Source organism: Labilithrix luteola, from assembly GCF_001263205.1.
In the GTDB taxonomy this organism is placed as follows: Bacteria; Myxococcota_A; Polyangia; order Polyangiales; family Polyangiaceae; genus Labilithrix; species Labilithrix luteola.
This window is the reverse complement of sequence record NZ_CP012333.1, coordinates 7,820,168-7,835,545: the sequence shown is the minus strand read 5'-3', so window position 1 is coordinate 7,835,545 and position 15,378 is coordinate 7,820,168. Positions and strand designations below refer to the sequence as shown.

At 66.0% G+C, this 15,378-nt stretch carries 15 protein-coding genes; 11 read left to right on the top strand and 4 right to left on the bottom strand.

Going from position 1 to position 15,378, the window contains the following annotated elements; all coding sequences use genetic code 11:
* Positions 1-129 precede the first annotated feature (129 nt).
* The gene (locus AKJ09_RS34015; protein ID WP_146652015.1) at positions 130-1,863 is read left to right on the top strand and encodes a DUF4153 domain-containing protein; all 1,734 of its coding nucleotides are present in this window, start codon (positions 130-132) and stop codon (positions 1,861-1,863) included.
* Positions 1,864-1,871: 8 nt separating this feature from the next.
* Here AKJ09_RS34015 and AKJ09_RS34010 read toward each other — a convergent pair whose 3' ends face one another.
* Entirely contained in the window at positions 1,872-2,789 is a 918-nt protein-coding gene (locus AKJ09_RS34010; RefSeq protein WP_146652014.1) for a CE1 family esterase, read from the bottom strand.
* A gap of 66 nt (positions 2,790-2,855) precedes the next feature.
* Here AKJ09_RS34010 and AKJ09_RS34005 point away from each other — a divergent pair, with 66 nt between their 5' ends.
* The 6 genes from AKJ09_RS34005 (at position 2,856) to AKJ09_RS33980 (ending at position 8,695) form a co-directional block, all read left to right on the top strand.
* Positions 2,856-3,533: a 2-hydroxychromene-2-carboxylate isomerase gene (locus AKJ09_RS34005; protein WP_146652013.1), complete on the top strand. Its 678-nt coding sequence runs from the start codon at positions 2,856-2,858 to the stop codon at positions 3,531-3,533.
* Positions 3,534-3,535: 2 nt separating this feature from the next.
* Positions 3,536-4,663: a hypothetical protein gene (locus tag AKJ09_RS34000; protein ID WP_146652012.1), complete on the top strand. Its 1,128-nt coding sequence runs from the start codon at positions 3,536-3,538 to the stop codon at positions 4,661-4,663.
* A gap of 51 nt (positions 4,664-4,714) precedes the next feature.
* Positions 4,715-5,557, top strand: a complete 843-nt coding sequence (locus tag AKJ09_RS33995) for a DUF5602 domain-containing protein (protein WP_146652011.1) — start codon at positions 4,715-4,717, stop codon at positions 5,555-5,557.
* Between the two features lie 52 nt (positions 5,558-5,609).
* Positions 5,610-7,397, top strand: coding sequence for a glycoside hydrolase family 15 protein (locus AKJ09_RS33990; protein WP_146652010.1), 1,788 nt, complete (start codon positions 5,610-5,612; stop codon positions 7,395-7,397).
* Positions 7,398-7,526: 129 nt separating this feature from the next.
* Positions 7,527-7,970, top strand: a complete 444-nt coding sequence (mscL, locus tag AKJ09_RS33985) for a large conductance mechanosensitive channel protein MscL (protein WP_169928092.1) — start codon at positions 7,527-7,529, stop codon at positions 7,968-7,970.
* Positions 7,971-8,041: 71 nt separating this feature from the next.
* Positions 8,042-8,695 (top strand): Hsp20/alpha crystallin family protein, encoded by a 654-nt coding sequence (locus AKJ09_RS33980; protein WP_146652008.1) that lies wholly within the window; start codon positions 8,042-8,044, stop codon positions 8,693-8,695.
* Between the two features lie 127 nt (positions 8,696-8,822).
* Here the strand turns inward: AKJ09_RS33980 and AKJ09_RS33975 are convergent, their stop codons facing one another.
* A complete protein-coding gene (locus AKJ09_RS33975; protein WP_146652007.1) occupies positions 8,823-9,620 on the bottom strand; it encodes a hypothetical protein in 798 nt (265 codons plus the stop codon).
* A gap of 328 nt (positions 9,621-9,948) precedes the next feature.
* Between AKJ09_RS33975 and AKJ09_RS33970 the strand changes: the two genes are divergently transcribed.
* The 3 genes from AKJ09_RS33970 to AKJ09_RS33960 are packed head-to-tail and all read left to right on the top strand — an operon-like array spanning position 9,949 to position 12,665.
* Positions 9,949-11,844 (top strand): IgGFc-binding protein, encoded by a 1,896-nt coding sequence (locus tag AKJ09_RS33970; RefSeq protein WP_146652006.1) that lies wholly within the window; start codon positions 9,949-9,951, stop codon positions 11,842-11,844.
* Between the two features lie 31 nt (positions 11,845-11,875).
* Positions 11,876-12,325, top strand: a complete 450-nt coding sequence (locus AKJ09_RS33965; RefSeq protein WP_146652005.1) for a VOC family protein — start codon at positions 11,876-11,878, stop codon at positions 12,323-12,325.
* Positions 12,326-12,356: 31 nt separating this feature from the next.
* The gene (locus AKJ09_RS33960) at positions 12,357-12,665 is read left to right on the top strand and encodes a hypothetical protein (RefSeq protein ID WP_146652004.1); all 309 of its coding nucleotides are present in this window, start codon (positions 12,357-12,359) and stop codon (positions 12,663-12,665) included.
* Between the two features lie 25 nt (positions 12,666-12,690).
* On the opposite strand, the gene AKJ09_RS33955 is transcribed toward AKJ09_RS33960, so the two are convergent.
* A complete protein-coding gene (locus AKJ09_RS33955) occupies positions 12,691-13,428 on the bottom strand; it encodes a PP2C family protein-serine/threonine phosphatase (RefSeq protein ID WP_169928091.1) in 738 nt (245 codons plus the stop codon).
* 177 nt (positions 13,429-13,605) lie between these two features.
* Positions 13,606-14,382, bottom strand: coding sequence for a metallophosphoesterase family protein (locus AKJ09_RS33950; protein ID WP_146652002.1), 777 nt, complete (start codon positions 14,380-14,382; stop codon positions 13,606-13,608).
* A gap of 164 nt (positions 14,383-14,546) precedes the next feature.
* On the opposite strand from AKJ09_RS33950, the gene AKJ09_RS33945 reads away from it, so the two are divergent.
* Positions 14,547-15,371 carry a hypothetical protein gene (locus tag AKJ09_RS33945; protein ID WP_205633882.1) on the top strand — a complete coding sequence of 275 codons (825 nt, stop codon included), beginning with the start codon at positions 14,547-14,549 and terminating at the stop codon, positions 15,369-15,371.
* Positions 15,372-15,378 lie beyond the last annotated feature (7 nt).

Below are 15,378 nucleotides of genomic sequence, written 5' to 3'. Positions count from 1 at the left end.
CGCCAAGCGAAGTCGATCACGTTGCGACGAAAGTGACCCGGAAGCGAGCGGTCGCAAACAGAGGGTGAGCGGTCGCCAGCGTCCAACGACGGACGCAAGAGATCGCGTCCGTCAAGCGTCTCATCCTTCATGCAGACGACACACGTGACTCCGCCCGCGTCCGCGACCGACGCCGTCCAGCCGAGTCCGGTCTGGGGCGCCCCGCCCTATCGCCCCATGCCAGAGTGGGCCCGCCCTGCCGCGCCCAAGCCGGCACCGAAGCCAGCGCCATTCAAGGCCAAAGAGCTGATCGCGGCGCTGGCCCTCGTCCTCACCTCCGACCTCGTGATGTACGCGCACGACGGCTTCGCGCTCGGTGGGCTCGGCCTGACCGCATTCCTCGTGATCGTGCCCATCGTGCTGTTCGTCGTGGCCCGGAACGTGCGGAGGTCCGTTCGCCTCGGCGTGATTTCGGCACTGCTCGTGGCGACGGGTCTCCGCGCGAGCTACGCGCCGACCGCAGGCACCGCCGTCGTGGGCCTCGGCCTCGTCTTTGCTTTCGCTCTCACGCTTCGCTCGCTTCGAACCTTCGTGCCCGAAGTGGTCGCGGCAGCGTTCTCCGGCATGGGCGCACTCGGCACGCGGGTGGCGGCGGCGGCCGCCGGCGTGAAGCGAGTCGCGGCGCGCACCCCGGTCGGCCGAGTGTCCATTCTCCCGGTCGTCATTCCCGCAGGCCTCTGCGCGATCTTCCTCGGCGTCTTCGCGCTCGCGAATCCGGTCGTGGCTCACGGGATTTCTGCGGCGTGGACGGCATTCGGGCACTGGGTGGCGCTCCCCTCGCCCGGACGCATCGTCGTCTGGTGCCTCGCGCTGCTCGGCGCGGTGACGCTCCTGCGTCCGTCGTTTCGTTCGTCGCGCGCCGCAGAGGTCTCCGCCCCGATCATGGAAGGCGCCTCCACCACGAACCTGCTCGTCGCGCGGAATGCCTTCGTCGCGCTCAACGTTCTCTTCCTCGCCTACAACCTGCTCGACGCGGCCTACCTCTGGACGGGCGCTCCGCCCGCAGGCATGCGCACGCAGCAGTACGCGCATCAAGGTGCGTTCTGGCTCACGCTGGCCCTCGTGATGCTCACGGCGGTCGTGGGCGTCACGTTCCGAGGACCGCTCGCGCAAGACCCAAAGGCAGCTCTTGCACGGCACGTCGCCTACGTGTGGATGGGTCAAGGCCTCGTCCTCGCGCTCGGCACCTACCGGCGCATCGCCATCCACGTGGCGTACAGCGGGCTCTCTGATCTGCGCATCGTGGGCATCCTCGGCACCACGCTCGTCGTGTTCGGCGTGGTCCTCGTGGCGGCCAAGCTCCACCGCGGTCGCACGTTCGCATGGTTGCTCCGTCGTCAGCTCGACGCCCTCGCCGTCACACTTGCAATCTACACAATTTTCCCGACGCACCTGGTCTCGGCCAAGGTCAACGTGGGCCGCATCGAGAGCGGCGAGTATCGCCCGATGCTGCACATGTTCCGGCAATCGCACGAAGGGGAAAGCGCAGCGGCGGTGATCCCCCTGCTCCACCACTCGGACGAACGGGTCCGTCAGGGCGTCGCCGCTCTTCTCGAGACCGAACTCACACGGCTGGGAACCGAGATTCAGGAGCAGACGACGTGGCGCCAGAAGAGCTGGGGCTCACGTCGCACGCTCGAAGCTCTCGAAGCGGCGCGCGGCGAGATCGCAAAGGTGCTTGGAACCGTCGACCGGGACGCGGCACGCAGCGTCCTCCTCGAGATCTCGCACGTCGCGAACGACGGCTCGTCACTCGAGGAGATCCTCGCCATTCCGAACGCGACCAATTGGCAGGAGCGAAGCGGCTCCCGCTCGATGTACTGAAGGGGACGCTACGGCAGCGCCGTGAAGAAGGCCCACTCGGTCTTGACACCTTCCGCCCACGGGATGTGACCAAGACCGGGGATGATGCAGATCTCGACCGGCTTGTCCGCCGGGCAGGTGTCGTAGGCCTCGCACGGCGCGGGATTGGTCGCGCTCGTCGTCGAAGCGCATCCGACGCGCTGAGCCCAATACTGCGCCTCCCAGGTGCTGCTCGACAAGTCGACGGTGGTGTCGGCGGTGCCGTGGAAGACAAGGGCCGCGACGAGGTTGCCGGTCGAACAGTCGGGGGGTGGGGGGTTGGGGTACGGCGCGCCGCCCGCGTGGCTCGCGATCGCGCGGAAGAGGCCCATCCGGCACGAGATCTGGTTCACCATGAAACCGCCGGCGCTGTAGCCCACGCCGAAGACGCGCCCGAGGTCGACATTGTAGCGGCCCTTCAGCGTAGCGACGAGGTCGCGCATGAAGTGCATGTCGGAGTTGTTCACCTCGTCGAGCGACTGGTCCCAGTGCGTGCCGATGCCCGACGGATACGCGACGATGGCGTCGTCGCCGGATACGTCGTCGACCGTGTGAAGCGCTCGCATCGTGGGACCGGTGCCGCCATCGCCGTGGAGCACGAGGACGAGCGGATAGGCGCGCGTGGCGTCGTAGCTCTTGGGGACGGCCAGGACGTACTCGCGCACGGTGCCGTCGATCGTGATGGTCTCGGTGGTGACGTCGACTTTCGGGAGAGGCGACGGCGGCGCCGTATCGGCCTCGTCGCCTGGCCCCGCCTCCGCATCGTTGGGACTCGAAGGGTTACTCGGTGAATCCCCTGCGTCGCGCGTGATGTTTCCCGAAGGCCCACCGCCATCCGACGTCGCGTCGTTGCAGGCTGCAAAGCAGCCGGCGAGCGCGACCGCAGCGCAAACGAAGGCACGTTTCATCGGTCGACCATCCTAACGACGTACGGCTCGCGCGCACGGCCCTGCATGCTAGATAACGGCCCCGTAATGACGGACGTCGCCGACGCGAAGCTCACGTTATTCTTCGACTTCATTTCTCCCTACGCCTACGTTGCGCACACTCAGGTCCACGCGATCGCGCAGCGAACCGGCCGCCGCGTCGAGCTCGTCCCTGTTCTGTTCGCCGCAATCCTCGATGCCCACGGGCAAAAAGGTCCGGCAGAGATCCCAGCGAAGCGGCTCTATACGTTCAAAGACGCATTTCGCAAAGCACATCGCCACGGCTTGGGTGGCCTCGTTCCCCCTCCGTCGCATCCGTTCAATCCGCTCCTAGCGCTCCGCGTGGCCTCCGTTCCGATGGCCGACGACGCGCGGCATGCACTGGTGGCTTCGATCTTCGACACTGCGTGGCGTCGCGGAGAAGCCATCGATGGCGTCTCCGGCGTGACGGCCGCCATCGAACGCGCGGGGCTCGATGCGAAGGCGCTCCTCGAAGCGGCGGGAGCGGCGGAGAACAAAGAGCGACTGCGCACACACACGAGCGAAGCGATTGCGCGGGGCGTTTTCGGTGTCCCCACCACCGACGTCGATGGCGAGCTCTTCTGGGGAACGGATGGGCTCGAATTCGTCGAGGCGTACCTTCGCGGTGACGATCCCCTGCCCCGCGATCTTTCCTGGGCCGAGCGCCCCGCCTCGGCCACGCGCCCTGGCTCGCGCAAGGCGTGACCGTGCGCAAGGCCAGCCCCGCCGCCCTTTTCGTCCTGCTCGGCATCGTCGCGTGCACGACGACGCCGAAGCCGCCTGCGCAGATGCCACCAGGTGTCGATGCGACAGCCGACGCAGGCGTCGACGCGAGCTCCGACGAAACGGCGACCGCGGCCGAAGCACCCGACGAGGACGAAGCGGCCGACGCGGGCAGCGAAGCGCCGACTCCGCGTGCATGTCCCGATCACATGGCGCTCGTCGACGACGGCCAGAAGCGCTTCTGCATCGACCAATGGGAGGCCTCCCTCGTCGAGACCGTCGCCGACGGTAGCGAACAGCCCTACCCGCACTACCTTCCCGTCGATGGCCACGTCGTCCGCGCGGTGAGCGAGCCGGGCGTGTTCCCGCAAGGCTTCATCAGCGAGGTCCAAGCCCAAGACGCGTGCGCGGCCTCGGGCAAGCGACTCTGCGCCTACGACGAGTGGAAGACAGCGTGCATGGGGCCGGCGAAGACGACGTTCCCCTATGGCGATGCCCGCCGGCCCGGCACGTGCCACGACACGGGTAAGAGCGCCGTGGGGGCGGTCTTCGGAACCAAGGCGCTGGCGGCGTCGCCGGCTCCCGCGGCGCCCGCGAAGAACTCCCGTGCGCCGAGTCCTGCCTCACGCGCGGCGCACGTGACGTCGGGACGGGCCGCGCAAACGTCCCACGCCCGCGCGACACCGTCGAAGAAAGCATCGACGGCCAAAGGCGCCGCGCGCACGACCTCGAAACCGCCGACCGGCAAGGCGTCGACCCCGAAGAAGCCGCCGCGACGTCCGGCGAAAGCGAGCACGCGACCGGCCTCGGTCGATCCGTCGGTGTGGACCCGCCTGAACGATCCGGCGCTCGGTCAGGTCGAAGGGGCGCTCGCTCAGACAGGCGACCACGCCGAGTGCCGTAACGCGTTCGACGTCTACGACATGGTCGGCAACCTGCACGAATGGGTGGCCACCGACGCGAGCCTTCCGCACGGCACGTTCGCCGGGGGCTACTACCTCGATACGACGATCAATGGCGACGGCTGCCGATACCGAACGGTCGCCCACGCGCACGAGTACCACGACTATTCGACGGGGTTCCGCTGCTGCGCGACGCCACGCGATCCGTGACGCTCGGGTGACGTTGCATCTCGGAGCTCTGGCGCTACGTTCGCGGGCCGGATGAAAGCCTCCTCACTTGCCGCGTTCGTCACGCTCACGATGTTCTCAGGCGGTCTCGGCGGCGGCCTCTCGAGCGCCGGTTGTTCGAGCTCGGACTCGCCCGACTCGCACGCCACGCCGGATGCGGGAAACACGAACGATCACGCACCGGCCCTCACGTCGACCGGCGAGGTCGTCGCCGGCAAGACCGGCACGCTGTTCGGCGCCCAGATCGCGAGCTTCGCACGCGTTGCAAAAGTCGACGGCAACGAGGTGGTGCACTCGGTGGGCGTGATCGTTCCCCTCGCGGCCTTCACCTCGGCCCCCGCGAGTCATCCCTACCAGGACGACGTCGTCCTCGAGATGCCCGACATCGCGGTCGAGCAGACGATCGTGCATCACCTGCGCGCCAACTGGCTGCCCTCGGGCCACGGTCCGACGCCGTATGGAGAGGCCCACTTCGATCTGCACTTTCTCCGCGGCACGATCGACGCGATCGACTCCATCCAGTGCCGGGCCAACAAGAGCAAGCCCGCGGCCGACAAGCTCCCCGAAGGCTATGGCCCGCCGGAGCTCTGCGTCGACGGCTCCGGCGATCACTCCTGGCCGCTCGCTGACAAGGCCGCGGGCGCGAAATTCTCGGCCTCGCTCATCATGGGGTACTGGGCGGGCAACGTCGTCTTCATCGAACCGATGATCACGAAATCGCGGCTCATGCAGAAGCAGACCTTCGAGATGGCCATTCCGAAGCCTGCCTCCGCAGGTGGAGAGCGCACGCTCTACCCCACTCACATGACGGCGAGGTTCGACGAGGCGAACGAGAGCTACACGTTCGAGTTCGACCAGCTCGAGCCCATCGACTGAGCCAGCTCGAGCACGGCCCCCACGTAGGTGCGCCGTTTGCAGGTCGTCCGATATGGCCTGCCGGATCGAGGACTATGCGCTCATCGGCGACTGTCAGAGCTCGGCTCTCGTGGGCAAAAATGGCTCGATCGACTGGCTCTGTCTCCCTCGCTTCGACTCGGATGCCTGCTTCGCGGCGCTCCTCGGCGACGAGGAGAACGGCTTCTGGAAGATCGCGCCAACGTCCGCCGTAGCCAGCGTGCGACGTCGCTATCGCGATGGCACGCTGACGCTGGAGACCGAGTTCACGACCGACACGGGGACGGTGGTGATCATCGACTTCATGCCGATCAGTGATCCCACGCCCGATCTCGTACGCATCGTGACGTGCACGAAGGGCTGCGTGAACGTGGAGTCCGAGCTCGCGATCCGTACGGGCTACGGCATCGACGTGCCGTGGGTGCAGCACATCGAAGGAGGCATTCGCGCGATCCAAGGCCCCGACTGCTTTCGCCTGGTCGCGCCCGTGCCGATGCGCGGCAAGAATTATCGGACCTACTCGACGTTCACCGTGCGCGAAGGCGAGCGCGTTCCGTTCGTCCTCGGATGGTGGCCTTCGAACACCGAGCAGCCGCCGCCGATCGATGCAGAAGAGGCCCTCATGGACAACGACGCGTACTGGCTTCGCTGGTCGAGCCGTTGTCGGATCGCAGGGCCCTACGCCGAGCCGATCCAGCGATCGCTTCTCACCCTCAAGGCTCTGACCTACGCACCGACGGGCGGCATCGTGGCCGCGGCGACGACGTCGCTTCCGGAGAGCCTCGGCGGCGTCCGCAATTGGGACTATCGCTATTGCTGGGTGCGCGACGCCACGTTCACGCTCTATGCGCTGGTGAGCGCGGGCTACACGGACGAAGCCCTCGCCTTCCGCAACTGGATGCTCCGTGCGGCGGCGGGCATGCCCGAGCAGCTCCAGATCCTCTACGGGATCGCGGGAGAGCGGCGCCTCGTCGAAGTCGAGCTCCGCTGGCTGCGCGGCTACGAGAACAGCCAGCCCGTTCGCATCGGCAACGCGGCGTCGACGCAGCTGCAACTCGACGTCTACGGCGAGCTGATGGACACCTGGCATCTTTCGCTGCTGAGCGGCCTCGTTCACAACGCCGACAGTTGGGGTCTTCTTCGCGCGCTCGTGCGGCATCTCGAAGACGTCTGGCGCCAACCAGACTTCGGGATCTGGGAGGTGCGCGGCGAGCCACGTCACTTCACGCACTCGAAGGTGATGTGCTGGGTTGCGTTCGACCGCGCGGTGCAGGCGATCGAGCAATTCGGTCTCGACGGCCCGGTCGATCGCTGGCGCGCCATTCGTGACGAGATCCACGCTTGGGTTTGCCGCGAAGCCTGGGACGACCAACTCGGGTCGTTCACGCAATTCCCTGGCTCGAAGGAGCCCGACGCGAGCCTCCTCCTCATGCTCCAGGTCGGCTTTCTGCCGCCGACCGACCCGCGGATGATCGGGACCGTCGACGCGGTCGAGCGCTTGCTAACGCACGACGGGCTCGTGCACCGCTACGTGACCAAGGCGTCCGTGGACGGTCTGCCGCGAGGCGAAGGAAGCTTCCTCGCCTGCTCCTTCTGGCTGGCCGATGCGCTCGTGCTCGTGGGGCGCGTCGACGACGCACGCGCGCTCTTCGAGCGCTTGGTCCAGCTCTGCAACGACGTGGGCCTCCTGTCGGAGGAGTACGACCCGATCGGCAAGCGTATGCTCGGAAACTTCCCGCAGGCGCTGAGCCACGTCGCCCTCGTGAACACGGCCTTGTATCTGTCGCGCTACGAAGGTCGGAGGGAAGAGGCGGCCCAGTGAACAGCCGGGCGAGCGACCGAGCGAGGCTTGCGCCGCCAGAGACCACGAGCGCGCCAAGTCAGTGACCGTCGCATCTGGCTGTGCTCTAGTTTTGGCCTCCTCGATCTCGACTCGAAAGAAGGCTTGTCCGTGGCGCTTTGGGAAGACTTCAAGAAATTCTCGTTCAAGGGCAACGTCATCGACCTGGCGGTCGGTGTCATCATCGGTGCAGCGTTCGGCAAGATCGTCTCCGCACTCGTCGCCGACATCGTCATGCCCGTCGTGGGACTCGTCATGCCCGCCGGCGACTGGCGCAACGCGGGTATGGTGCTACGCCCCGGCGCCACGCCGAAGGACGATCTCATCCTGAAGTGGGGCGACTTCCTCGGAACCATCGTCGACTTCCTCGTCGTCTCCATCGCGCTCTTCTTCATCGTCTCGCGACTCGTGAAGGGATTGGAGAAGCGACTCGAGGGAGACAAGCCCGCCGATACGCGCGAGTGCCCGTCCTGCTGCGAGACGGTCCCGGTGAAGGCCAAACGCTGCAAGTTCTGCACGTCCGAGCTCCCGAGCGCCACGGCCCAAGCCGCCTGAGGGGCACCTAGGTTGCAGGCCGCATCTCTTTCGAGCGCGCTCGTGCGGCTCAAACGCGAAAGAGGTCAGCCATGGGAACCAGCGACAAGCCCGAACGCGGGAAGCAACCCGTAGAGCAAGGCGGTCCGATCGAACGGCAGAAGCCGGGCGCGATCGGGCGAGCTATCGGTCAACGGGGCCGTATCCCCACACCGTTCACGTTCATGCAGCGCATGTTCGAGGACATGGATCGCCTCTTCGGCGGAGGCTTCGGCACGCACGGAGACATCCTTCCGTGGGGTGAAGGCATCGGCGACGTCGAGCTCCTCTCGAAGTCCGACGTCTGGAACCCTGCGGTCGACGTCACGATGCAGGGCAACAAGCTCGTCGTGCGCGCCGACCTTCCAGGCGTCGAGAAGGACGACGTACGCCTCAGCGTGACGGATGACGCCATCGTGCTCGAAGGCGAGCGGAAGAGCGAAAGCGAGTCGACCGAGGGCGACGTCTACCAGAGCGAACGCAGCTATGGCTCGTTCATGCGGCGCATTCCACTGCCGTCGGGCGTCGATTCGAACGCGATCGAGGCACGCTTCGACAACGGCGTGCTCGAAGTCATCGCGCCGATTGCGCAGGCCGGCGCGAAGAAGATCGAAGTGAAGACCGGCAAGGCCATGGGCGGCAAGACCGAGGGCCCCAAGCCGAACGTGATGCCCCAGTCGCAGGGCGGCCAACAGCGCCCGCACTGAGACACATCACGCTCCTCGCCTCGACGACCAAGAGCGAAAGCGCGTTGAAGTGATCGGCGAGCAGCCGGCCATCGTCGCGCGCGGAGCTCTCGCTCATCGCCCTCGGCCGCGTCTCGGAAACGACGGGTTACTTCGAGAGTACGCAGGCGCCGGCTTGGCAACGCGCCTCCGCGGGAGGACACGGGGCGCAGGCCGGCACCTCGTCGGGGAAGGAGCATTGCGAGGTCAGGCGACGGACCTCGGCGTCATAGGCCGTCTCGTCGGTCTTCGCGATCGCCGTGCTCGGACACACGCCGCACGCGCCGCACGTGCTGCCGCTCGCGACGGCCACGCAGTCCTCGTCGGTGGTGCAGGTCTTCGAGTACTTCGTCGTGTCGAGCTCCGCGGGCGGGAGGCCGGGCTGCGTCAGATCACATGACGTGTCGCCATCGGCCGCCACGACAAGCGTTCGCCAACGGACGCCCTTCGACTCGTTCGAGAACTGGACCCGATACTCACCCGCCGCGAGCGCCGGCAGCGTGCACGTCGTCTTGGGAATGGCACAGATCGCAGGGCACGCCCGATCGCCGGCCGGCGGGCACGTCTTCGTCGCCATGGTGATGGTGATGTTCGTCCCCGCGACGTCGACCTTGCACGCCTCGAACGCCGTGAAGCAGCCCAGGCATCCTTCGCCTTCGGCAGCGATCGTGATCGGCGTACCGGCTTTTCCGAATCCCGGTACGCACGCGCGATCCCCGGGAAGACTGCCAATCGTGCAGTGCTCACCTTCCGTACCGCTATCGACGTTCGCGCCGCCGTCGTCGCTTCCTTCGCACGTCGAGCCACTCGGGCACGAGCCTTCGTGATCGACGAGTCCGCTGTTGCAGGCGACGACGAGAGCGACGAAGACGGTGGTACCGAGCGAGACCAGGGAGCGGAGCTGCATGCCTTGCATTCAGCAACCAGCATGCCGCAGATTGCGCACCAAAAATTCGCGCTTTCACGCCGCGCGAGCCTCGCGGCGGCGCAGTCTGGCACAATCGCAAGTCACGGAAGACAGGGTCCTTTGTGGGAATTCCGAGGCGCCGGTCCATCCACCGGGTAGGCGCGGCCACGCCAGCGATGGAGAGCGAGGTGCCATGCGAAGGCCCCTCTTCGAATTGCTGCCTGTAGCCCGCACGTTTGAAAACTATTCATCGTTCGTAGTCGCAGATTTCGAATTATCCGTGCACGAGCGACTTGGGAGAACGTGCGGCGTCCGGCAGGATCCACGCATGCAATCGCGGACGAGTCGGACGGAAACGTGGGCAACGGTCGCGGCAGGCGTGATGGCGGGCCTAGCAAGCGCGGTCAGCATCGTGAGTTGCGGCAGCTCCAGCGACGACGGAGGCAGCTCGGGCGGCAACGGCGGAACGAGCGAAAGCAATGGCGTCTTCGATCAAGACGGCGGTGAGGCCGGACCGAGCCTCGCCGGATGTTCGAGCGATCTGCGCAGCATCCTGGACGATAGCGGCCGCGTGAAGACCACGTGCCCAGACGATCAGGGATGCTCCAACGGAGCGTGCGTTCCAGCCTGCCAAGCGGCCACCGCGAACCATGGCGCCGTCGGATGCGACTTCGTCGTGTCGACGCCCAACTTCCAGAACATCATCGCGCCGCCCTGCTACGCCGTGTTCCTCGCGAACAACTGGCCGCGCCCGCTGAAGATCACCGTCGAGCGCGACAACCAGAATCTCGACGTCACCGCGTTCGGCCGACTGCCCGTGGCCGGACAACCCGAGACGGCATGGCCGGCCGTTCCCGCCACCGGCGTGCCTTCGGGGCAGGTCGCCGTCCTCTTCCTCTCGAGCGATCCCACGTCGAACAACGGCGGTGAGTCGCCGATGAATTGCCCCATCACGCCGGCCGTCAACGCCGGGACCGCGGTAGCCGGAACGGGACGCGGGAAGGCCTTCCACATTTCGACCGATACGCCCGTGAGCGCATACGACATTCATCCTTACGGCGGCGCGAAGTCGTTTTTGCCGAGTGCAAGTCTGCTCCTGCCCACGAGCGCATGGGGAAAGAACTACATCGCGGTTGTCCCCAAGGACGGTGACTACGACAACGGTACGCCGCACGGACCTCAATGGGCTCACATCGTGGCCTCGCAGGACACGACCGTGCAGATCGTGCCGACCACGGCGTTGCCGGCGGCCGGTAACAGCCAGGACGACATCCCTGCCGCGCCGCCCAACGCCGTTGCCACGTTCAAACTGAAGGCCGGCGAATTCATCCAGTGGCAGAACGAGTGGAACGTGGTGAATCACGATCCGCTCGAGCTGAGTGGCTCGATCATCTCGAGCGACCAACCCATCGCGTTCGTGGGTGGCAATGGCTACCTGTGCCTCAAATCCTCGACGAACACGCACAAGCTCGATGACAGCAAGTTCGGCGGATGCGATTCAGGGCATCAGGTCATCCCGCCCGTCTCGGCACTCGGCTTCGAATACGCCGTCGCCCCGTACACGACCCGTCGCTCCGACTTGCAGGACGAAGCCATTCCGTACCGCATCGTGGGTGCGGTCGACGGAACGACGCTCACGTACGAGCCACCGGTTCCCAACGCTCCGACCAACTTGAAGCTCGGCGACAAATTCGATTTCGAAGCAACGGGGCCCTTCGTGGTGAAGAGCCAGGACGGCAATCACCCGTTCTACGTCGGACAGATGATGACCGGCGGCTGGGTCGCGAGCGACAGTCGCCCCGGCGCCACCCCGAGGGACGACAACGATGCAACGCTCGGCGACGAGGAGTACGTGAACGTCCCGGCGCCGGCGCAGTACCTCTCGAAGTACGTGTTCTTCACCGACCCGACGTATCCGACGACGAACCTGGTCATCGTGAGGAAGAAGACGGCGGGCGGCTTCGGTGACGTGAGCGTCGACTGCCTTGGTCCGATCACCGGTTGGAAGCCGATGGGCACGGGCGGCAACTACGAGATGACGAACGTCGACCTCTTGCGCGTCGGCAGCTCCACCAACTGCCAGAACGGTGGACACGTCGCCACCGGGACTGGGCCCTTCGGCCTCATCGTCTGGGGGCTCGACGGATACGCGTCGTATGCCTACCCGGCAGGCGGAAACTTTGCGACCATCAACTCCGTCGTCGTCCCGGCCAATCCGCGCTGAGGCCGAACAACGAGGAGCGCGAGGAGGACGGATGAAGAAAACGCCCGCAGGTTGGCCGAGGATTTCGTCTTCGATCTTCTACGAAGATCCCGCAAAGGCCATCGATTGGCTGTGCAAGGCGTTCGGCTTCGAGGTGAGGCTCAAGGTCGAAGGCGAGGGCGGGCGCATCGAGCACTCCGAGCTCGTTCTCGACGACGGGCTGATCATGGTGAGCAGCGCCGGTGGCAAATCGACGCGCAAAGTTCCCCTCCCCGGCACGAGCCCTCGTGCACTCGGCGGCGCCATCACGCAGGCGCTCTGCGTGTTCGTCGACGACGCCGATGCCCATTGCGAACGCGCGCGTGCCGCCGGCGCCAAGATTCTCGAGCCACCGACCACCACCGACTACGGCGAGGACTACTGGGCGGATCGCACCTATCGCGCCGAAGATCCAGAAGGCCACCACTGGTGGTTCATGCAGCGCGTGCGCGATCCCAAGTAGCTTCTTCTATTATGGCTCGTCGGGCGGCTCGGTGTTCTTCACCGACCAGTGGATTCCCATCAAGGGTGCCGACTACCCGGGCGTGTTCGCGCTCATGTGCGGCGGCACGAAGCCCACGCAGGTCTTCTCGTGGGATACCGCCGACGCGACGATTCGAGACAAGAGCCCGCTATCGTTCACCTACGGCGATCACGACGACCTTCTGCCCGACATCCAGGAAGCCATCACCGACCTCGGCACCAAGGGCTTCGGCATCCACGAGAAGGTGATTCCGAACGCAGGCCACTGCGAGTTCGACGGACACGGCGAGGCGATGAGCATTTGGAACGCCGCGCCCTGACGCTTGCGTCGAACGGCGTCGAGCGTCAGCGAACCTCCGCCACGATCACGGTGACGTTGTCGGGCGCGCCCTCGTCGAGCGTGCGCCCGATCAGATCTTCGCTGGCGCGGACGAGCTCCGCCGGCGCTCCGGCAGCCTCGTTGAGCGCGTCGTCGCTCACGACGTTGGTGAGTCCATCCGAGCAGAGGATCAAGCGATCGCCCGGACGCACGTCGATTCGGCCGAGGACGACGCGCACGACCTCCTGGCCCATGACCTGCAGAATGATGTTTCGTCGCGGCGAGAGCGTCGCCTCCTCGGGTGTCATGACGCCGGCGTCGACGAGCATCTGGACGTAGCTCTGATCGTGCGTGATCTGACCAATCTCGCCGTCGCGCAAGAGGTAGGCGCGCGAGTCGCCGATCTGCGCGACGAACGCGGTGTCCCCCGTGAGGAGAACGGCGGTCATCGTGGCGCCCATGCCACGCCGGTCGGGCCTGCGCTTTCCGGCCTCGTGGACACGATGACTCGCCTGTTCGATGACGCGTCTCAGAGTCTCGCCGTCGGGGCGTCCGCGTTTCGCCCCCTGCAGCATGCCCTCGAGCACCCCCTCGACCGAAAGCGCGCTGGCGATCTCGCCGGCACGAGCCCCGCCCATTCCATCGGAGACCACCAGGAGTACGCCCGAGGGGGTCGTTCGCCATTCGGTGGGGTGCCGTCCTTGCCAGCGCTGCCCGGTAGAAAGGTCGACGAGAGCGAACGCGTCTTCGTTCGTCTCCCGCACGAGCCCAACGTCGGTTTTACCTATTGCGCGGACGAGCCGGCCCTCCATGCGATGGATCATGCGACTGCCGTGAACGCGTGCAATGGGACTGCCTGCCTCTCGCGAAAATGAAGAGGTAACCAGATACCAGGTCGCCACGCGCCGCAAGCACGACGAACGGGTGACATGCGGTCGAGCTCATTCCAGCTCGACCAGCCGAATCGGCAGATCCGGGCTGAGCTGCCTCCGCAAGAGCGGCATCGCGACGTTGTAGACCGGGGTGCCCACCCGCGTGCGACCTTCGAGCGAGCCTCGATGCGCATGCCCATGGAACGCGAAGCTGACGGGGTAGCGTTCGAGCGGCTCCTCGAGACGGCTGCACCCGAGGAAGGGGTAAATCTCGGCCGGCTCGCCTTCGACCGTCGCCTTGATCGGCGCGTAGTGGAGCAACGCGATGCGTCGGTCCATGCGAAGGCGCGCGAGCGCAGATTCGAGCTTGAGCGACTCGTCGAGCGCCTCCTTGACGAAGCTCTTCACCGCAGGCTCGCCCCATGGGCCGAGGGTGCCGCGTCCAAAGCCTCCGGCGAATCCCTTCGCGCCGGCAAAGCCCACGTCGCCAATCTCGTGACTGTCGCCGTCGAGCACGCGAACCCCCGCCTCCGAAAGGATCTCGACGACCTTGTCGACATGGCCCGACTCGAAGTCGTGATTGCCGAGCACCCCGAGCATGGGGATCTTCAGAACGGAGAGCTCGCGCGCGAGGATGTGCGCCTCCTCGACCAGTCCGTAGTCGGTGAGATCACCGCACAGGAGCAAAACGTCCGCGCGGCCCTCGAGCTGGGCAAAAATGGGCCGGAGACGGCCGCTCGATTCCTTCGTGACGTGCAGATCTCCGACGGCCGCGATGCGCATTGGCTTCGATCCGTCGCGCTGCTCTCGCTTCCTGCGCTCGCTCTCTTGCTCGGACTCGGCCATTCCTCACCTCGTCATGACCTCTTCCGGCCCATGGAAATTCCAGGACGTTCTCCCGCGGCCGGTCAGTGAGCGCACGGAGCGTGTCGCCGTTCTCGGCGGGCGTCGCAAAACTCGTACCGAAGCGCAGACGTGCCGCTGGAACAGCTCTTGAAGGACGCATCCGAGTGACCGCCAAACGAGCGTCGAGGCGCGCGCCCATCAGCACCCGGAGAATGGTCACCCCCCTCTCGGGTGATTTCTACAGCGCCGTTCTTCGTCTGCTCACCTCGACTGGAATGCCCTTCGTGGTCGGCGGCGCTTTCGCGATGAAGCACTACGCAGGCCTCACGCGCGGAACGAAGGACATCGACGTCTTCCTGCGCGAGTCCGACCTCGAGCATGCCCTGGCCACGCTCGAGTCGGCGGGCATCGTCACCGAGAAGACCTTTCCGCATTGGCTGGCCAAGGGGTTCTTCGGCGACGACTTCGTCGATCTGATCTTCAATTCGGCGAACGGCCTGTGCCCCGTCGACGACGGCTGGTTCGCCAACGCGCCGCGTATCACGCTCTTCGACGTACCCACGCGACTATGTCCGATCGAAGAGGTGATCTGGACGAAGTCCTTCGTCATGGAACGCGAACGCTTCGACGGCGCCGACGTGTGCCATCTCATCGCCGCCCAACGAAAGCCGATCGACTGGAAGCACCTCCTGGCACGCTACGGAGACAACTGGCCGGTGCTCTACGGACACCTCGTGTTCTTCGGCTTCATCTACCCGCGCGAACGCGACAAGGTCCCGACCTGGGTCATGGACGAGCTCGAGGAGCGCGAGAAGACGCACCGGCGCTCCGAAGACATCTCGGTCTGTCGCGGAACACTCCTCTCGCGCGAACAGTACCTCGTCGACGTAAAGGAACGCGGCTACGCCGACGCACGCCTCGCCCCGTGGGGCTCGGTCGCGAAGTCGTCACTCGACATCTGGACCGACGCGATCGGCAAGAACAAGTAGCGGCGCT